The organism is Caldibacillus debilis DSM 16016 (assembly GCF_000383875.1).
Lineage (GTDB): Bacteria > Bacillota > Bacilli > Bacillales > Caldibacillaceae > Caldibacillus > Caldibacillus debilis.
On sequence record NZ_KB912915.1, the window covers coordinates 115,433 to 135,411 of the forward strand.

The 19,979-nt window shown below is 51.1% G+C and carries 16 protein-coding genes; 8 read left to right on the forward strand and 8 right to left on the reverse strand.

The features are described 5' to 3' along the window. Nucleotides 1–15 precede the first annotated feature (15 nt). Both A3EQ_RS0117630 and A3EQ_RS0117640 read left to right on the forward strand, forming a co-directional pair. Nucleotides 16–1,965, forward strand: a complete 1,950-nt coding sequence (locus A3EQ_RS0117630; RefSeq protein ID WP_169382721.1) for a sigma-54-dependent Fis family transcriptional regulator — start codon at nucleotides 16–18, stop codon at nucleotides 1,963–1,965. 534 nt (nucleotides 1,966–2,499) lie between these two features. Then, a complete protein-coding gene (locus A3EQ_RS0117640; protein WP_020156484.1) occupies nucleotides 2,500–3,543 on the forward strand; it encodes an LLM class flavin-dependent oxidoreductase in 1,044 nt (347 codons plus the stop codon). A gap of 65 nt (nucleotides 3,544–3,608) precedes the next feature. On the opposite strand, the gene A3EQ_RS0117645 is transcribed toward A3EQ_RS0117640, so the two are convergent. After that, complete coding sequence (locus A3EQ_RS0117645; protein WP_020156485.1) at nucleotides 3,609–3,989, reverse strand: VOC family protein; 381 nt, start codon at nucleotides 3,987–3,989, stop codon at nucleotides 3,609–3,611. Beyond that, a complete protein-coding gene (locus tag A3EQ_RS0117650; RefSeq protein WP_020156486.1) occupies nucleotides 3,986–4,597 on the reverse strand; it encodes an SRPBCC domain-containing protein in 612 nt (203 codons plus the stop codon). Before A3EQ_RS0117650 ends, A3EQ_RS0117645 begins: the two co-directional genes overlap by 4 nt. A 1,231-nt stretch (nucleotides 4,598–5,828) precedes the next feature. Here A3EQ_RS0117650 and A3EQ_RS0117665 point away from each other — a divergent pair. Both A3EQ_RS0117665 and A3EQ_RS0117685 read left to right on the forward strand, forming a co-directional pair. Further along, nucleotides 5,829–6,692, forward strand: a complete 864-nt coding sequence (locus A3EQ_RS0117665) for an SDR family oxidoreductase (protein WP_020156489.1) — start codon at nucleotides 5,829–5,831, stop codon at nucleotides 6,690–6,692. A gap of 1,161 nt (nucleotides 6,693–7,853) precedes the next feature. Beyond that, nucleotides 7,854–8,342 (forward strand): SRPBCC family protein, encoded by a 489-nt coding sequence (locus A3EQ_RS0117685; RefSeq protein ID WP_026500062.1) that lies wholly within the window; start codon nucleotides 7,854–7,856, stop codon nucleotides 8,340–8,342. Nucleotides 8,343–8,876: 534 nt separating this feature from the next. Here A3EQ_RS0117685 and A3EQ_RS22625 read toward each other — a convergent pair. Then, complete coding sequence (locus A3EQ_RS22625) at nucleotides 8,877–9,545, reverse strand: hypothetical protein (protein WP_154652913.1); 669 nt, start codon at nucleotides 9,543–9,545, stop codon at nucleotides 8,877–8,879. Nucleotides 9,546–9,701: 156 nt separating this feature from the next. Then, nucleotides 9,702–10,310, reverse strand: coding sequence for a TetR/AcrR family transcriptional regulator (locus tag A3EQ_RS0117705; protein WP_020156495.1), 609 nt, complete (start codon nucleotides 10,308–10,310; stop codon nucleotides 9,702–9,704). Between the two features lie 416 nt (nucleotides 10,311–10,726). Here A3EQ_RS0117705 and A3EQ_RS0117715 point away from each other — a divergent pair, with 416 nt between their 5' ends. From A3EQ_RS0117715 to A3EQ_RS0117740, 4 genes are all read left to right on the forward strand, one after another. Next, nucleotides 10,727–11,725, forward strand: coding sequence for a LacI family DNA-binding transcriptional regulator (locus tag A3EQ_RS0117715; RefSeq protein ID WP_020156497.1), 999 nt, complete (start codon nucleotides 10,727–10,729; stop codon nucleotides 11,723–11,725). 138 nt (nucleotides 11,726–11,863) lie between these two features. Beyond that, nucleotides 11,864–13,267: a sucrose-specific PTS transporter subunit IIBC gene (locus tag A3EQ_RS0117720; RefSeq protein WP_020156498.1), complete on the forward strand. Its 1,404-nt coding sequence runs from the start codon at nucleotides 11,864–11,866 to the stop codon at nucleotides 13,265–13,267. Nucleotides 13,268–13,599: 332 nt separating this feature from the next. Next, a complete protein-coding gene (locus A3EQ_RS0117725) occupies nucleotides 13,600–15,063 on the forward strand; it encodes a glycoside hydrolase family 32 protein (protein WP_020156499.1) in 1,464 nt (487 codons plus the stop codon). 814 nt (nucleotides 15,064–15,877) lie between these two features. Next, nucleotides 15,878–16,318, forward strand: a complete 441-nt coding sequence (locus A3EQ_RS0117740; protein WP_020156502.1) for an Hsp20/alpha crystallin family protein — start codon at nucleotides 15,878–15,880, stop codon at nucleotides 16,316–16,318. A 388-nt stretch (nucleotides 16,319–16,706) separates the two neighbouring features. Here the strand turns inward: A3EQ_RS0117740 and A3EQ_RS0117750 are convergent, their stop codons facing one another. The 4 genes from A3EQ_RS0117750 to A3EQ_RS0117765 all read right to left on the reverse strand — a co-directional run bounded on the left by A3EQ_RS0117750 (nucleotide 16,707) and on the right by A3EQ_RS0117765 (nucleotide 19,909). Then, complete coding sequence (locus tag A3EQ_RS0117750; RefSeq protein ID WP_020156504.1) at nucleotides 16,707–17,150, reverse strand: NisI/SpaI family lantibiotic immunity lipoprotein; 444 nt, start codon at nucleotides 17,148–17,150, stop codon at nucleotides 16,707–16,709. Between the two features lie 85 nt (nucleotides 17,151–17,235). Next, nucleotides 17,236–17,676: a VOC family protein gene (locus A3EQ_RS0117755; protein WP_020156505.1), complete on the reverse strand. Its 441-nt coding sequence runs from the start codon at nucleotides 17,674–17,676 to the stop codon at nucleotides 17,236–17,238. A 580-nt stretch (nucleotides 17,677–18,256) separates the two neighbouring features. Then, entirely contained in the window at nucleotides 18,257–18,904 is a 648-nt protein-coding gene (locus A3EQ_RS0117760; protein ID WP_020156506.1) for an SDR family oxidoreductase, read from the reverse strand. A 60-nt stretch (nucleotides 18,905–18,964) separates the two neighbouring features. Continuing rightward, nucleotides 18,965–19,909 (reverse strand): LLM class oxidoreductase, encoded by a 945-nt coding sequence (locus A3EQ_RS0117765; protein ID WP_020156507.1) that lies wholly within the window; start codon nucleotides 19,907–19,909, stop codon nucleotides 18,965–18,967. Between the last annotated feature and the right edge of the window lie 70 nt (nucleotides 19,910–19,979).

Here is a 19,979-nt window from a genome sequence, read left to right on the forward strand (position 1 = left end):
AAAGGAGGAATGACCGTGGAGATCCTGGAATCGCCCCAGGTGCTGTCCGCTTCCCATCAACGCAGCAGGCAATTCGGCGTCGACCCGGATCATGTGGTAAACGATATCTTGAGCGGCGGTGAACTGCGCGACCGCCAGTCCCGGCTGCGCCCGCTGCTTTCCGCTGCGGAAACGGTGCTGAAACCGCTCTGGAAGTTCCTGGAGAAACGGTCTTTCATGGTGCTGCTCTCCGACGCGGACGGCTACATCCTGTCCTCCTGGGGAAAGTCGCCGTTCACGGAACGGGCCAAAATGGTGCAGCTCAGCACCGGCGCCAACTGGCACGAACGGGTGAAGGGAACGAACGCGATCGGGACGGCGCTGATGGAACGGAAACCGGTCAGTATCGTCGGCAGCCAACACTTCTGCTACGAAAACCATTTTCTCACCTGTTACGCGGCGCCCCTTTACACGTCAACCGGCGAACTGATCGGCGTCCTGGACATCAGCGGAGAGGTTCATGCGCACCATCCCCATACCCTGGGCATGGTGACGGCGGCGGCGATGGCTTGCCAATCCCGCCTGCTTTTGGAGGAATCGCGGCGGGAACTGACCCTTGTCCTCCATGCAGCCGATGCGATCATGCAAACCTGCGCGCAGCCGCTTCTGTCGGTGGACGGCGAAGGAAAGATCATGCGCCTGAACCAGGCGGCCGAGGCCCTGTTTCACGTCCAGGCCAGCCGGTGCGTCGGCCAGCCCCTCGAGATGCTTTTCGGCAAGCACGGTGCCGCAAGGATCCTTTCCCTGAAAAACGGCGACATCACCGAACTCCGGTTGGAGGAATCCGCCCGTTCCGGCGTCCCGGACACGTGGATCGTTCGCGCCGTGAAGGACGAGCGCAAACATCCGTTCTGCACCATCCTCTCCCCCATGCCGGCACCATCCGGGCCTTCAGCCGGTGACGGCCGGACGAGCGACGCCGGCAAAAAGGATGAAGCTCGTTCCGCGCCTCAGAGGATCATCGCCTCCTGCCCCAAGGTCAAGCAAGTTTTCGCCTTACTCCGCCATATCGCCAAATCGAATGCCACCGTTTTAATCCGGGGGGAAACGGGCACGGGAAAAGAGATCGCCGCAAGGGAACTGCACCGGCAAAGCGGACGGAAAGGACCGTTTGTAGTGGTGAATTGCGGCGCCATCCCGGAATCCCTCATCGAATCGGAACTCTTCGGATACGAAAAAGGCGCCTTTACCGGCGCCCAGCAGAAGGGACAAATGGGCAAATTTGAAGCGGCCAATCAGGGCACCCTGTTTCTCGACGAGATCGGCGAACTTCCCTTGGCTTCCCAGGCCGTTCTGCTCCGGGTGCTGGAAGAAAAGCGGGTCACGCGCATCGGTTCCCACGTATCGAAACCGGTGGATGTGCGGATTGTGGCCGCCACAAACCGGGATCTGTATCAAGAGGTTGTGCAAAAGCGTTTTCGCGCCGATCTGTACTTCAGGCTGAATGAAATGGAGATCGTTCTTCCGCCCTTGCGGGAACGGACCGATCTGGACGAACTCATCCGCCACTTTTTGCATGAGATCACGGCCGAACTGAATATTCCGCCCCTGTCCATCGCCCCGGAGGCCATGCATCTGTTGAGACAGTATCAATGGCCGGGAAACATCCGGCAATTGCGGCACGTCATCCGCCAGGCCGTCTTCCGGGCCCATTTTGTCAAGGGAAAGGATGACGTCGGCCCGGGCGATCTCCAGCTGCCCGATGACGAGTTGATTGAAAGCGATTCCATCCGGGAGAACCCCCTTCCGGAAAAACCGGGCCGGACATCCGGGGATGAAGAATCGCGGATCGCCCTCGCCCTCCGCGAAGCCGGGGGCAACGTTTCGCAGGCAGCCCGGTACCTCAAGATGGGCCGCACCACCCTGTACCGGAAATTGAAACAGTACCCCCGGCTGGCCGCCATCCGCAAGGAAAAAAACGAATAATCGCCCGGAGCCCTCGCAAAAGGAATTGACCGGTAAACAAGGGCAAGGAAAAAAGAATAACCGCCCCGATGAGAAGGCCCGTGCCGCGTCGGCACGGGCTTTTTGCCGATTTCAACAGATTTCGTCCGAATTTTCGCTGCTGCCGGTGCAAGGGGAAGATCGTCCCATCCTTTTTTGTCTTCCCCTTCATTGATCTTTTGCCCGTTTTGCCGGCCCTTTGTCCGTCGAGGAAATCTCTCCCTTTTCGGTCAGAGAATATTCTGCGGCCGGGAACCATCGGGAAATACCCGCGGGGGGCGGGTTTTTCGCCCGGGCCGGTCATCCGTCCGGCGGTTGGCGAATGGGGCATTGTCAAAGGCATAAACGGGAACCGGGAAAACAGAACGGGGCCGGTGCAGTGGCCATTCAGCCGGATTGACACCACAGCACGGATTTCCCCGGAGAAGTCGCTTTGGTTGCCCGGCATCGGATAAATGGAGTAAGATAGTTCTAACACCGAATGAACGAACGGCAAGTCGAAGGAGGAGCCAAGTGATGGAAATCGGCATTTACACATTCGGAGAACGGACGGTGGACCCGGAAACCGGCCAATTGATCAGCCCGGAGGAACGGCTGCGGCGCCTGATGGAAGAAATTGAACTGGCCGATCAAGTCGGGCTGGATGTATTCGGCATCGGCGAACATCATCGGCCCGACTACACCGTTTCGGCCCCGGCGGTAGTGCTTGCCGCCGCCGGCGCCCGCACGAAACGCATCCGGTTGACCAGCGCGGTCAACGTCCTGAGCTCCGACGATCCGGTCCGGGTATTCCAGCAGTTTGCCACCCTGGACCTGCTCACCCAAGGCCGCGCCGAAATCATGGTCGGCCGCGGTTCCTTTATCGAATCCTTTCCCCTTTTCGGTTATGACCTGAAGGATTATGACGAACTGTTTGAAGAAAAGCTCGATCTGTTGCTCAAGCTGCGGGAATCCGAAAAGGTCACATGGTCGGGGAAGCATCGGCCGCCGCTCGACAATCGCGGCGTCTATCCCCGGCCCCTGCAAAACCCGCTTCCCGTGTGGGTGGCTGTAGGCGGAACTCCGGAATCGGCCATCCGGGCGGGCATGCTCGGCCTGCCGATGGCGCTGGGCATCATCGGCGGCCTGCCCGAGCGTTTTGCTCCCTTCGCCCGATTGCATCGTGAGGCTGCGCAAAAGGCCGGCCATAAACCGCCGCGCCTAAGCATCAATTCCCATGGTTTTCTCGCCGATTCGTCCCGGGAAGCGGCCGACACCGCCTATCCCGCGTTCAAAACGATGATGGACCGGCTGGGGCGGGAACGGGGCTGGCCGCCCATGACCCGGGAGCAGTTCGAGTTTTCCCTTTCCTTGCGGGGCGCCAATTTTGTCGGCAGCCCCGAGCAAGTGATCGAAAAAATCTTGTTCCAGCATGAGATTTTCGGCCACGACCGCTTCCTTTTGCAGTTGACCGTCGGCACGCTGCCGCACAAAAAAGTGCTGCACGCCATCGAACTGCTGGGGACTAAAGTGGCGCCGGCCGTCAAGCGGGAAATTGCCCGGGCAAACCGCAAATCATAACCGGTTTCCGCAAAAAGGAGCGGATTGAGAGGAAAAAGGTTCCGAGCGGGCTTCGGGATGCCCGGTCAATTTAAGCGGTGGACCATTTCGTACTTGTTTCCGCACGGATCTTCAAAATAAACCGCATAGTATGTCGGGCTGATCGGAAACAGCCGGGGGCCGCTGTTGATGACGCCCCCATACCGGACCACAAGCTCCGCAATCCGGTCCACTTCCTCCCGGTCATGGGCCCAAAACCCGATCAGATTTTCGTTCGGCTCATGGCCGGGATCTTCCGTAATGGCAAAGTACGGAACACTCGGAAGTTCTCCCTCCGCGGCAAACACTTTCCATTTTTCCGAATGGAAAGTGCGGGTAAAACCCAACGCGGGGAGCAGGTTTTCATAAAAGATACGGACTTGTTCCCAGGATTTCACTCGCAAATCGATATGACTGAATCGATTCATCGCCCCGCCTCCAAATGATTTTTGATTTGCTTCAGCTTCTCCGCCCAGAAACGTCGCATCAATTCCCTGACATAGACATCTTCCAGCATTTCCTGATGGATGCCGACGGTCGTTTTGCCCGAAGCAACGGACAGCAATAACAATTGCAGCCGGGAGGGTTTTTCCCATTCCGGGAGCTTCCATCTCATGCGGAGCTTTTGATTCGGCAAAACCACCGTAAGTTTTCCGGTGATGCCTTCCGCAGATTGGAATTCGTATCCCTTTTGCAGCCGGAACCCGGAGACGTCCCCGAGCCATAAGGGCAAGCCCTGCGGCGAAGTCAGGAAGCCCCAAACCTCTTCCTTCTCCACCGCGACCGTCTTTCGGACGCCGATTTGAACGCCCGCGTCTTTGGTGACGCCGACGGGAATCCGGCCCAGAAGCTGACCGTACATGACAGCCAGCCATTCCGCCCATTCGTCCGTCACCTGAAAATATTCGCCGATATGCGCCTTGATCTCCTCGCGGGACCAGGAGGGATCCACCGCCTGCTGCAAGGCCGCGACCCACTCTTCCCAGGTGATTCCCGTCGCATCCCGGACCGCCTGCCGAAAAACGGAACCTGGCATCTTCATTCCTCCCCATCGATCAGCGGATAAAGAAAACACGACCGCATCATTTTGGCGGCATCCTGACCGGTGAGGAGGATGCGCGGCACCGTGCCTTCGCACCCATGCAAAAGCGCGCCGGATGAAGCCGTTCAATTGCCCGAAAAACGGAACGCCGCAGGGTTTGTCCCTGCGGCTGTCCGGATCATGACGGGGCTCTCCCCCCTCCTAACCGGAACAGCCGAACGGGGCAAGCCTTTTCCTCCGAGCGGACAAAGGGAACGGATAGGCATCATCTCCGCCACCCGCGGTTCTGCCTGACGGATTAAGACTGGTGCAACCCCAAGGGACAAAGGAGCCCGACGGGAATCTACCGCTGGGAAAAAAACATATGCCACCATTGATTTCTAGAAAAAACCCTCTATAGGAATCCTCATTCGCTGAATGAAAAGCATATGCCGGCATTGATTTCTGACAAAGGAGCCCTGACGGGAATCCTCATCCCCTCATCAACCGGATCAGGATCATTGGAAATGGACCCGTTGCCTCACGTTTCGGGATGGCTGCCGCCAAATCGGCGGCTTACTGCCATAGTTTCAGGATATCCGTCCCGTTTCCCCCCCCCACCTCTCTAATAGGATTCGGCAGATGTTGAACCCCTTCCGCAGAAAGGTTCATGGGATGGTTGTCTACATTCTAACAGAAAATTTCGAATAGGGCATCTCTTTTTTTGCCTGCTTGCTTCCCAATTCCGCGAACTTGACCCCGGCACCTGTCCTCCGGTTTTCAAAGAGGGGGAAAAGAAGGCGAGGTCCGGCCGCCACGAATGGCCATGATTTGCTTATATATTCGTTGATCCGGCCCAAAAATGTTTTCATCAACTGAACGGCGGCAGACAAGCGAAAGGCTGAAAAAAGCGGACGGGCCGGGAAGAACGGATGAAGGCATCGCCTCGGCTGCAACAGGCGGGACAAAATCGAAGGATCGGTCATTTTCGTTTGCAGGCATTACGTTTTCGGGCAGCGCAGGCATAAAATTTGATTTGCGCATCTGATGCCATTATAATGGTGGGCAAGATGACCCAAACCCGTAAAAGTCATTCCTCCCATACGGTCCATCCCAAAAAATCCGCACGTTTAACAGGCGTTTTTCAGCCGTTTCGGCCGTGTTCATTTCGCGGATGATGATTTTTTGGAACCCGCCTCCGGATATGATTCCATTTAAAAAACTTCAGAAAGAAGGGGAAATGTCTATGTCCATTGCGGTTACTGGCGCTACCGGCCAACTCGGGGGACTTGTGATCCGGCATTTGCTCAAAAAAGTTCCCGCCAGTGAAATCATTGCCGTCGTCCGTGACGTTGAAAAAGCCTCCGCCCTTGCCGGGCAAGGCGTGGAAGTCCGTCAAGGCGATTACAATCATCCGGAATCCCTTCAAAAGGCTTTTGCCGGCGTCTCCAAGCTGCTCTTTATCTCGAGCCCGGACGCGGACGATACGCTCCGCATCGTCCAACATGCCAATGTCGTAAAAGCGGCCAGGGATGCTGGGGTAAAACATATCGCCTACACCGGGTATGCCTTCGCCGAAGAGGCAAAACTGCCCCTTGCGCACGTCCATTTGGCGACGGAACATGCCATTCGCACGACCAATATCCCCTATACTTTCCTGCGCAACGCCTTGTATACGGAACTTTTTGTGAATGAGGGGCTGCGCACCTCCGCAGAATCCGGAACCCTCATTACGAATGCGGGAAGCGGCATCGTCAACTCAGCAACCCGCCATGATCTTGCCTTGGCCGCCGCCACCGTCCTGACAGAGGAAGGACATGAAAACAAGACGTACAACCTGGTTTCCAATCAGCCTTGGACATTCGACGATCTGGCCCGAATCCTCTCCGAGGTATCCGGCAAAAAGGTCGTGCATCAGTCCGTCTCATTTGAAGAAGAGAAAACTATCCTCATCAAAGCCGGCGTCCCGGAACCGTTTGCCGAACTTACGGCGGTGATCTACGACGCGGTTGCCAAAGGCGAAACGTCCAAAACGTCGGATGACCTGCAAAAACTGATCGGAACCCTGACCCCTTTGAAAGAAACGGTAAAACAAGCCTTGAATATTTAATGCCCATTGACATCAAGCGAAAAAAAAAACAGGCCGCCAGAAGCAAATGCGTGGCCTGTTTTTATGTTGTTCCCGAAAAGACAAACAGCCTAAGACCTGCACCCATATAGGGATTCAGGCAACCTCATTTCCTTGGCAAACGTCGGCGGTTTGGAAAACAAATCTGTCGGTGCGCGGCCTCCCTGCGGATTTGGAAAATGGGCACAAGGAAACGGTCCGGTAATGGCCGAAGAAGATTGTCATTCCATCATTTTAATAATCTTGCACGTTTTCCTTTTGCTCCCGCTCCGCCCTATTTTTCGGATTTTTACTTGGACGATAACGGCGGAATGCCCGATAACGTTATTGCTTTCGCGAGCGGCCGGGGCCGTCCGCCCCGGATCGGCATCCTCCCGCCGTCTTCGCCGGGGGAAAAACTTTTGAAGACAGTCCCGCATGGCAAACCCTCGCCATCACCCCGGTTGCCCCTCCGATCCCGCTATCCTCCTCCGTTGCCGGCCCCCTTTATCCGTCGGGATCGGAAAGACAGCAATCGACAAGAAATTCCGATCCCCGCTTTATGGTATGATCGGATCGGGAAAGCCCCGGCAGCTCCCGCGGCGATAGGGCTTGGCGCCCGGGGCCCCGCTTCTTCGCTTCCGCCCACGTCCCGGAACTCTGACGGAAAAGGAGGGAAATGGAACAGGAACGGATCTTCGGCGCGGGCGGCGCGGCGGAAACCGGGAATGAGCGGCGGCTCGGATCGCCGGCCATCATGAACTAAGGGACAAGACGACGGAACTCCCCGACGCACCGCATTTCGTTTTCCGCTCTAAAAAAGACGGTCCCTGGCGGACCTTCCCTCGATGTTACCGTCTGACCCCGGTGGTGTAATAGGGCGGGATTTTACCCCCTGGCGGACTTTCCCTCGATGTTACCGGGGAGATTGTCTATTGTCCCAAACTTGGCCCGATCCCGCGATCCGGGACGGATTGACTGCCGCTTCCTTTGACCGAAGGAGATTTCGTCCTCGTAGACTTCGACTATGAGAGACGGTTGACTGCCGTTTCATTTGACCCGCCCCCACGGACGGGTTTCAGCGATTCGTTTTTTTGCCGATATCAACATTTTGTTTTTGATAGGATAGACGCGGGGAATTTTGTGAGGAGGTAGGAATTGAAAATGGCTACAAACGACAAGGTGATTCTCAAAGAAGTCACAATTCGGGCTCCGCTGGATTTGGTTTGGTATGCGTGGACCATTTCCGAGCGAGTGGCCGAATGGTTCGCGCCGGAAGCCGTGGTGGAGGCGAAAGAAGGCGGGCCATTTGAATTGTATTTCATCCCGGGGAACAAGCATTCCATGAACACGAGGGGCTGCAAGATTACCAAACTCGCGGAACAAAAGGAATTGCATTTCACGTGGAAAGGGCCGGACAATTTTGCCCATCTCATGAACAACGAAGACGAGCTGACCCGGGTGAAAGTGAGCTTTGAAGCGCTCGGCCCGGATACGTCCAAAGTCATCGTGGAACATTCCGGATTCAAAAACGAAGAAGAATGGGAAGAAGCCTATCAATGGCATCAGGCCGCCTGGTCGCAAGTGTTGGACAGCCTCCGGTCGGCCCTTGAAAAAGGCGAAGGAAACTTGTGTTGCCAACCGGTTTCATAAACTGCCTGTTTTCGTACGGGCAACCAATAATGAACGGGAAGCCGGACGGACCGGAAACCTCAAGCGGCCGGCTGGTGCCGGGTTTCCCGGATCGGATCACCGTGAGCAATCCGTCCCTTTTCCGGCTGGCCATGCGCCCAACCCCCGCTGAACTTCTGCCCGGTGTCAAGCATATACTAAGCGATCGCACTTCCAACCTGCGCCCAAACCTTGGCAAATATTCATCCGGCTTATTGTCCGCATCTTCCGTCGTGATGACGAAATCGGAACAGCCGGACTTTCCTTTTCCCCGAAGGGATGGAAACGGGGAAAATCGGACGCAGGGAGCAGACGGCCGTCAACCGGGCGGACCTGCTCCCATGTGCCCATTTCTCATCCATGCCCTTTCCTTCGTCCGGAAAACCATGGGGGTCTGGCATCCGCCGCCAAAGCCCCCGGCAAGGCTCAGCGCGATAGCAAAAGGATGGTAACAGTCGGCCGCTTCATCCTCTTTATCTATTGCACCCGATATACGTCCCTCTAAAAGATCCTCATTTACGCGTCATTTTTCCCTTTTAACAGTCCGATCCCCAACGTCACTAATCCAGCCCCAAGCAGCACCGCTCCGACATAAGCCAAATAGATGAAAGCATTCGGCTTTGCCGCATCCGGTGAAAGAACCGAGAAGAAAAAGGCGGCCGGAAGGAAGATGGCGGACGTCGGTATACTGGAGCGGACAAACTGTTTCCACCTGTCCGATAAGCTTGTTTCATCGACATACCTCAAGGTAATCAATGATAAGACCAATAAAACCCCCGCATGGGCATGGCCGGCTCGAAATAAATCCTGCCGGAGCGGATTCTCCGCATATCCGGACCCCGGGTCGGTTAACAGCCGCAGTAAGCTCACGCCGCCATAAAGGACGGTCGGCAAAATAATCAGCAAAAGGCCTGCCATACGGCGCAACTCTTTACTCATCGCTGATCTCCCCCAAAACTTAAAAATATTTCTCCGATCGGACAAACTTCGAGCATGCCGTTGCAAGTTTTCTTCGGAAAACTTAATTCTCCGATCGAATATACGGTCAATTCCACAGCCGTTCCGTGAAGATCCACGGTAAAAAGCCAAATCGCCTTCGGATTTATTCCACTGCTTGCGATGTTTCATCCCATAATTGCGGCCAGTCAGTAGAACATTTCCGCCGGGAACCTTCAATTCTGACATTCCATCCGAGTATTTTGACGATTTAAAGGATGTCAGAATTCAACCGGAATCTCTTTTGTCCTGCATGATGGGTCGCAGAGAAACGCCCGTTTGTTGGCCGGCAGCTTCTGAAAAGCCGCCGTTAGAAGCACCGCCGCAAAAATGACCAATCACGTTTTACCCTGATTGATGGTTCGAAGGACGGAGCATTTCCGCCATCAGCTTGGCGAACTCAGCGCTGGCGAAGGCGTAATCCCCCGAAGATATGAAGCTGCGGACGCGCAGCCCCAAGGAAATCAGCACAAATAACTCAGCCGTTTTGCCGGCATCCACGGACCGAGGAATGAATCCCGCCTTCTGGCCGGCGGCAATCCATTGTTTCGATACTTGCAGCGCCCCTTCGTAAAATTGCCGCATGACTTCTTGCACTTCGGGCTGATGGCATTTCCCCAGCAAATACATGAACACCTGGTTGCCTACGCTTCCCGGATTTTCCAAATCCGGCAAACTGGCGACAATTTCCTTCATGGGCCGTTCAAAGGTTTTCGGTTCGTATGCCGTCGCCGCGAAAAAACGTCGGCTCGTTTCTTCCAGCCACTCCTGCAACACCCACCCCAGCAGCTCATCCTTGCTTTTCACATAATGGTAGATCCCTCCTTTTGACAATCCCGATCGCTCCATAATGTCATTTAACGTCATGCCGGCACATCCTTTTTCCTGAATCAGCGCCTTGGCCGTATCCAGCAGCAGCCGTCGGGTCCGTTCCCGTTTCAGTTCCCGTTTCATCGTGTTGAAATCCTCCTCTCGTTCCATCCGTTTGCAACAAGATATTTGTTTATATTATAAAAACCAACCGTCGGTTTGTAAATGGGGTTCAACATCTTTGTTATCCTCAAGGGCAACATTATGAAAACACCTTAAAAAATGTTGAAGACGGACGAATGGCCTTGTCGAACCTTTTGAAAGCCTTCAGTTTCCGGACCGGCATCATCAAAAAGAAGACGCTTGCCATGCGGAAGCCGGCACGGCGCCTTTCCAATCAAATTGAAATATGATATAATTTTGCCAAAATACTCCTTGTAATTAGGGCTCGATGCGGCCATTCCTAATTATAAGGAGTTTTTTCTATACGAAAAGAAATCAACTTACCCTTTCCCAATTCATGAAAATTGGTTTAAGCTGAAAATAAAAGGAAAAAGAGGATGAAAGATTTGGTTACGATCAATGAAATAGCCAAATTAGCCAATGTTTCCCGGACCACCGTTTCCCGGGTCTTAAACAATTCCGGTTATGTCAGCGATGAAGCGAGAGCAAGAGTCCTGAAGGTGATTGAAGAAACCGGCTACGTCCCCAGCCATCAGGCAAAATCATTAAGGACAAAGCAAACAAAAGTTGTCGGCGTAATTTTGCCGAAAATCAGCACAGGAACTTCCAGCCGCGTCGTTATGGGGATGGATGAAGTTTTTTCTGAAAGAGGCTATCAAATTTTATTGGCGAATACAAATTTGCAAAGGGAAAAGGAAATCGAATTTCTGAATTTGCTGAAAAGCAGGCGTGTCGACGGAATTATTTTGTTGGCCACAAATATTGATGAGAAGTTGGTGAAAGAAATCGAAAATATCGATATTCCTTTTGTTGCAGTCGGCCAAGAAATCCCTCATTGTTCCTATGTTGTTCATGATGACTATAACGCGGCCAAAACGATCACAAATAAATTGATCGAAAAAGGGCGGAAACATATTGCATTTATCGGGGTGTATGAATCGGATTATGCGGTCGGCGTGTTAAGAAAACGAGGCTATATTGATGCACTAAAGGAACATGATCTGGCCATCGAACCTTCCCTCATCGCCGTTTGTGATTTTAAGCTTGAATCCGGGTACAAAGCCATGGAAGAAATAATGATGAATGCTCCTGTTTTTCCTGATGGCGTGTTTGCCGCTACCCATCGCTTGGCGATCGGCGCCATGCAATATTTAAAAGAAAAAAACGTGAAAATTCCTGATGAGATCAGCGTGGCAAGCATCGGCGATTCGGATTTGTCGAAAATCTACTCTCCTGCATTAACAACGATCGATTATGAATATGAAGAAGCCGGAAGAAAGGCGGCAGAAATCCTTCTCCGGCAAATTGAAGAAAAAAATAAAGAACAACAAAAAATTACATTAGGATATAGACTAATTGAAAGGGATAGTATATAATCAAAATTGTGGAATCGATTCCACAACAATATGGAATCGATTCCACATATTAAATGTTTTTTATGGAATCGATTCCATATTTGCTTAAATTATCAAAATGAAAAAATTCCAAAAAGTTAATGCGGGAGTGTGAAAAAGATGTCGGATAACAAACAAATTGCCAAGGAGATTCTTGAAGCGGTCGGCGGCAACGACAATATTATTTCCGCCGCCCATTGCGCCACCCGTTTAAGATTGATGATTAAAGACAAAGAAAAAATCGATCAGGAAAAAGTAGAGAATATTTCCAAGGTTAAAGGAGCATTTTTTAATTCTGGCCAATACCAAATCATTTTAGGGACCGGGACCGTTAATCGCATTTATGAGGAAGTAATCAAATTGGGTGTCAGCGGCAGAACGAAATCAGAACAAAGCAGTGAAGCGGCAAAAAGCGGCAACGCGTTTCAGCGCGCCGTTCGCACCTTTGGCGATGTGTTTGTGCCAATTATCCCGGCGCTCGTTGCAACCGGATTGTTTATGGGACTCCGCGGTTTGGTTATGCAAGAACAAATATTGGCTTTATTCGGGTTATCCCCTGATAATATATCGGATAATTTTATTTTGTTCACACAAGTTCTGACGGATACCGCCTTTGTCTTTTTGCCGGCATTGGTTGCCTGGTCAACATTCCGCGTGTTCGGCGGTACTCCCTTGATCGGTCTTGTTTTGGGTCTTATGTTGGTCAGCCCGTCCCTTCCTAACGCATGGAGCGTTGCAGGCGGCGATGTCGAACCTATCCGATTTTTCGGTTTTATTCCGGTGGTAGGTTATCAAGGATCCATCCTCCCCGCTTTTATCGCCGGTATTATCGGAGCGAAATTGGAACAAAACATCCGCAAACGCGTTCCGGAAGTGTTAGATTTAATTTTAACCCCGTTTTTAACGCTATTAATTATGATCACTTTAGCGCTGTTTGTGATCGGACCGGTATTTCATATTGCCGAAGAATACATCTTGGATGCAACGGTCTTCCTGTTATCCCTTCCGTTCGGACTTAGCGGATTAATTATCGGGACAATCAATCAAGTGATTGTTGTAACGGGCGTACATCATATCTTTAATATGCTGGAAATTCAATTATTGGAACAATTTAAAAACAATCCGTATAATGCCATCATTACCTGTTCCATTGCGGCACAAGGCGGCGCCGCGTTGGCAGTGGGATTGAAAACGAAGGCAGCCAAATTGAAAGCACTGTCGTTGTCTTCTTCCTTATCGGCATTTTTAGGAATCACCGAACCGGCAATTTTCGGTGTCAATCTCCGCTATGGCAAACCTTTTATAATGGGCCTGATCGGCGGTGGAGTGGGAGGATTTTTGGCCTCGATACTCGGCTTGAAAGCGACGGGCATGGCCATTACTGTCATTCCGGGAACATTGCTTTATTTAAACGGACAAATTATTCCGTATATTTTCATCAACTTAGTGGCTATCGGAACGGCCTTCATCTTAACTTGGCTTTTTGGGTTTTCCGATAAAATGCTCGCGGATAACAAGCGGTAAATTTCATACGAATTGAATAAGAAGGGCAAAGATTTCGACTTAGATATTTGTCCAACTTCAAACCCTCTTCGGTTACGTTCTTTGCGGCATCGTGTCGATTTTGTTCAACATTCAAAAAAGAAGAATTTAACATACGAAAAGCTTGATCTTTCAGGAAAACATCGTATAAATTTCTTCCGGATGCAATCTTTAACATGTTATCGGAAAATGACCAAGGCCATATTTGTTCGGCCGGCAAGCAATACTTGCCGGCTTTTTAAAAGATAAAACGGAATGACTTCCGTACTTCTCATTTCTGACAAACATTACCAACAAGAACAGGAGTACGACAAATGACGAAGGAAAGGCAATTGCTCGAGATGATCAATCGAATCAAAAGCAATGACGGGCCGTATACCCATTCTGATCCCTACCGACCGGCGTATCATTTATCCCCTCCATTCGGTTTGATGAACGATCCGAACGGCCTCTTATACTTTAAGGGGAGATTTCACGTTTTTTTCCAATGGAACCCTTTCGGGACGGATCATAGTACGAAAGTTTGGGGACATTTCTCCTCTACAGATTTATTGCATTGGGAAGGGCATCCCCCCGCTTTGGTCCCAGGTGAATGGTATGACAGGAACGGCTGTTATTCCGGTTCTGCCATCGAACATGATGGCAAGATGTACCTTTTTTACACGGGAAATGTGAAAAAATTAAACGGGGAACGCGAATCGTATCAATGTTTGGCCATTTCCGAGGACGGCATCCATTTTGAAAAAAAGGGACCCATTCTCCATGTGCCAAAAGGATATACTTCCCATTTTCGCGACCCAAAAGTATGGCGGCACAATGATCATTGGTACATGGTTCTTGGCGCGCAAAGCGATGCTTTCCAGGGAAGAGCGGTTTTATTTTCCTCAACGGATTTCTGTCATTGGCAAATGTTAGGCCCTATAGCAGGCAGTCATTGGAATCATTCGGGAGATCTCGGCTATATGTGGGAATGTCCCGATTTTTTCCATCTCCAAGGGAAGGACATCCTTTTGTTTTGCCCGCAAGGACTGGAACCTAAAGGCATGAATTACAATAATCTTTATCAATCCGGATATTTGGCGGGCAGGTGGATTCCAGGCACAAATCATTATGAGCACGGTGAATTTAGGGAACTGGACCGCGGCTTTGATTTTTATGCGCCGCAAACGTTCGTTGATCCCAAAATGAGAAGAATTTTAATCGCATGGATGGGAATGGGTGACGAAAACGAACGGTATCATCCGACCGTTGAAAAAGGGTGGATTCATGCCCTGACCCTCCCCAGAGAACTGAAAGTCATCGGCGATCATTTATATCAAACCCCGATCGATGAGATACAAAATTTAAGGCGCGGCGAGCCGATTCGGTTGCATATCGATATGAACAGGGATCATAGCGAATACTCGGCCACGATAAGCCCCCATTCTGAAATAATTGTTCATGTGCATTCATTAACAAGCGGGCCGTTGGAAATAACCATCCGAAACAATATTCAATTCAGCTATGACACAGATCATGGAATTTTCACCTTAAGGCGGAAAAAATTTAACGGAAATCAATACGAAAGCAGACAATGCATGATCGGTAAACTGAGCAAATTGCAGATTTTTCTTGATTCCTCTTCCGTCGAGGTCTTTATCAATGACGGGCAAGAAGTTTTCACGGCTCGCTTTTTTGCGGATCCGGAAGATCATTCCTTCCTGATTGCATCGGATTCTCAAGCGACGGTAGATTTGCAAATCTATTCATTGCTCGCTTCCTATCCCGTTTTTCGATAAGCACGATAATCATGAATTCAACGAATATCGGCCGGGGACACGGAACTTCCGAATACTTGACTTATTTTCCGGCTTTTCGGGCAGGTCTTTCATTCGGCGGCCTGCCTTTTTTCTTCCTCTCTTGTCTCGAAGGGGGAACATCCCAGCAATCATGAAAAGGACGGGCAATGTCCAAAAGGAGATTGCCCGCACCCGTGTGCCGATGATAAGGAACGATCCCTTTGTTTTTTCCATCGCTTTTAATCGAGGCGACGGCTGATGACGGCCTTCCTTCCGGTTTGCAAGGGAGACCGATGAAATTTTCAAGAAATTAAGCTTTGTTCTTGGCACCATTTTTCGTGATCATCCGGATCATCTGAGCGATCGGGATGATGCCAAAAATAATAATGAATAAGGACGAACCGTTAAATCATTTTTATTGGTCAAAACGGCAAAAAGAAGAACGGCCAGATAACGGACGAAAAAAACATGCCATTTGTACGGACCGAATTTTTTTGTGAACCGAGAAAGACCGATGCATAACAGTCCAAAAATTCTGATCCGCAACTAGAACAATTCCTCTCCCCCTATTATTCATTCGGAAACCGCAGATCAGCCTAAAACCATTAGGATTCAAGAATAAACGAAAAACAATAACAATTCTGGACGAACAATCCGACAGCAAGCCATGAAGGTGACGTATGGAAAAACGGTTGGTTCAGAATTCATGCCAATAGTCTCGGTGTTTTTTATAACCTTATTCATGGAATTTTTTCCAATTTTGTTTACTATTATTATTAGAATGATAGAAAACCGGGTAAAGGAGGTTTGAAAAATGTTCGACTTGATCCCGCGAAAACATTATGAAGACACCTTTAAAAAAATGTTGAAGGCGATGAACGAATTTTTTGACGAACCTTTTGACAGCCTCTTGGGAAATGAGCCCCACAGTTTCCGGACCGACATCATCGAAAAAGACGACGCCTATTATGTGGAAGCGGAATTGCCCGGATTTACGAAAGATGACATTCAAGTGGAAATCGAAAACAATTATTTGACCATCCGCGCCAAAAGGGAAGAAAAGAACGAGGCAAAGGACGAGAACCGGCGCTTCATCCGCCAAGAACGGCGATACGGCGAATACGTCCGCCGGTTTTATGTGGACAACATCAACGAGCAGGACATTAAAGCCAAGTTGGAAAACGGGGTTTTGAAATTGGAAATTCCGAAATATCAACCGGAAAAATCGAAAAAGAAACAAATTCCCATCGAATGAGAAATGCCGTCCCCATTTCAAAAAAATAAACCTGGGCCCCATGGCAGGGCTCAGGTTTTTCCTTTGTTTTACGAAAACCTTTCTCATCGGCTTTTTCGAAACCGGCAGCCGGGGAAACGGACCCGGCCGGATCCCGCGGTCGCGGAGGATGGCCCGGAGCTTGCCGACCGGCGCAAGGAGGCCTTTGACAAAAAGATCCTCCATGCCGCAGCAAAAAAGGCCTCTCACTGTCCGGTCCGGCAATTCCTTCTGAATCGGATCCGCAACCTGGATGCGGGATCGGCAAAACGCAGTACATTCCTTCCGGAACGGAGACGGATTCAAGATCTAGCGTCACTTTTGGATTTCCCGACCTGGTATCGATTGTCAAAGAAGACCGTTTTGCGGGTCATTTTTTGATTTTCGCGAGCCGGTATTCATGATTCACGACGACCGCCACTTCTTCGTCCGGGCTTGTATTTTTTATGCGGTACACCCAGCCAAAATTGAAGTGGAATCTTTTCTCTTCATTTTCTTTCGGCAAGATTTGAATTTTCCTCAGTTCTTCCTTGCTTAATAGCTCATTATGTTCATTGATGGTAACGCTTTCTGCTACCTTCCCGATGGGTTCCTGCAATCGCTCGCGGTCCACCGTGGAATCCTGGATCACATACGTCTTGCCTTGATTGCTTATTTCCTTAAAATTTTCCTTGTTTAATTGATATTTCGGCAATGTCCGGTCAATCGCCAGATTTTTTTCGGCCGTTTGTTTTAAATCGTTCAACGTTGAACATGCCCCCAGAAAGAGCAGGGCCATGAACAAAAGGAGAAATAGGGAAAAATTTCTTTTCAAACCATCGTCCTCCTTTCCGAAACCTGATGATAGGCCCAGGGGCAGGCGGACTGGCTCGGTTCTGGCCGCGGTCCGCAAGGCAGGCCTACAGACGGCCCGATGCTCCGCCGTCGTCCGGCGGGACGGCCGGAGCGGAATGATCGGAAGGGGCCACCAGCTCGACTTTTATCCGGTCGGGATCTTCAAAATAGACGGCGTAATAGCCTTCCCCTCCGGCATAAGGGTGTCTGTCAAGGTAGAGAATGTTTATCCCTTTTTCCTGCAATTTTTCCGTTATTTCATCCACCTGCTCTTTCGATCTGGCATGAAAAGCCAGATGATTGAGTCCGACCCTGCAACGGTGGTAAGGGATATCCTTATATCGTTCCTTCACTTGAACGAAAACGATGTACGTATGGCCATATTTCCAACTGATGCCGGACTCCCACTTCTGATACGGTTCATAACCGAGCTCCGTCAAAAACCAATTCCAAAATTCGGTTGATTTCGCCAGATCGGAGACATAGATTTCAATATGATGGAGCAATTCCTCCGTTCCTCCTTGGACACTTTCGTTTATCTTTATATTAAAAGATCGGACGGAGGAAGAAAACAGGAAAATGACCGTTCACTCCATTCATTGCCGTGAATCGCGGTGTTTTCAAACAGTTTCTTGTCCGGAATCTACGAATCGGGTACTTGGGAGTGATTTCCTTAAACACGGATCCCGCTGGAGGGAATTTTTGGGGAGCCCAAATCTTCAGGGGGACATCGGTCTGAGTTGGTCGGGCAGCGCCGCAAACTCGTGCGCCCGTCCTGAAAAACGGCGGGACCGGCATTTTACGCCGATTCCGGGAGCATGTTCATCGCCGGATTCCCGCTATCGGCGCCGGAACTTCGGAGAAACCGGCGATCCTATTCTTTATGCATAATTTCCTTATAATATTCCCCGTTTCCGGCGAAAGGGAGCCTAGCCGAATTTCAGCCCTCTTAGACTCCCATTGGGGAAAAGGTTGAGGACCCGTAAAAACAAGGGCTCGGCGAAGTGCGCCCAGCCCGTCTCAAGGTCATTGCAGCTTGTATGATCCTCTGAAATATTTTTCGGATTGAATTCCTTGATTCCTGCTTCAGCGCAGCGATTTCAATGCTTCCGCGATCGGCGTATCCCCAGCCATCAAATCGAAGGCCTTTCTGTACGTGTTCGGTTCGTCGAGGGTTTGAACGATCGTCCTTGCCACATCTTCGCGGGGAATGCTCCCGCCCTTCAAGTTTTCCGCCGCGGTAACCAATCCGGTGCCTGTTTCATCGCGGAGATAACCGGGCCGGATAATGGTATAATTCAAACCGCTGTTCATCAGCATCCGATCGGCATAATGTTTGGCGACATAATAGGGCTTCAGGTCTTCCGGCCAGTTTTCCCGGTTGTGGGCTTGGAAGGTGCTTACGATGACAAAACGTTTAATTCCGATTTTTTCCGCGGCTTCCATCGCTTTAACCGCCCCGTCCAGATCGACAAGCAACGTTTTATCCGGGCCCGTGTGTCCGCCCGAACCGGCGGAAAATACGATCGCATCGCAGCCTCTGGCCGCCTCGGCGATTTCATCGACTGTCCCTTCCAGATCGGCGAGTACCACTTCAATTCCCTTGTTCCGCAATGCCTCCCATTGCTCCGGTTTCCGGACCATCGCACGCACGGTGTGCCGTTCGTGCCCTTGGAGCATGTCCACCACTTGCCGGCCGACCTTTCCGTTGGCGCCTATGAGCAACACTTTCATCCGAATCCTTCCTTTCTCCTATTGGAATTTTATAGTGAACCGCCAATCCTTTGTCCCGCATCATGTCAAAGCCGGAAAATGCGGAAGCACAAACTCGCCCAATTCTTCGAGCACTTCATCTACGGGACGGTGCCCATATTTTAAATTGATAATGACATGGTTCACGCCCGCATCCTGCAAAGCGGCAAGAAATTCGATTACGAAATTCCGCCCCGTGCGGAAGCCGAGATGAATCGGTTCCGGCGCATGATCGGGATCTTCCGTCAAATCAATATACAGCGATTGGGTAAAGGGCTTGAATTCCCCGGTCAACGAACGCCAATTTTCGATCAATGCCTTTTGGAATTTCAGCCCGCGCGGATAGTAGATCCACCCGTCGCTGTGTTCTGCAATCCATTCCGGCGACTGTCCGCTGTGGCCGGTCACCATCATCGGGATCTCCGACAATTTCGGTTTCGGCAGCAAATCTCCGCTTGTCATGTGCACCCGTGCGGTGTCGATCGTCGGAAAATGCTCCCGCCACACTCTTCTGATGACCGCCACCGATTCCCGGAACAGCTCGCCCCGGTCATCCGGATTCACGGCGAAGGCCGGAAACTCGATCGGGCGGTCGCCCGTTGCGACACCGAGAATCAGCCGTTCCCCGGATAACCGGTCAATCGAAGCCGCCGCCTTCGCGACATGGAGGGTGTGGCGCAGCGTTAAAATGATGCTCCCCGTCCCCAAGGCGATTTTTTTGGTGTTGGCGGCAAGATACCCCAAAAACGCAAAGGGGTCATAGATTTGCCCCACATCGCCGAAATTGGGGTCGCGGAGCGGCACATCCCGCACAAACAATGCGGCGAAATTCAGTTCTTCCGCCCGTTTGGCCAACTTCATTTGCTTTTCGATATCCATCTCCGGGATATCGCCCGTATAGGATTCGATCGGAAAGAACAATCCTAAAGTCAGTTTGTTTTCCTGATACATGCGTGAATACCCGTTGTGATTTTTGAACTTTTCCATTTGACCTCTTCCTCATTTTATTTTTTCCCATTTCCTGTCGGGAGATGACTTCCAAAATGGCCGGTTGTTT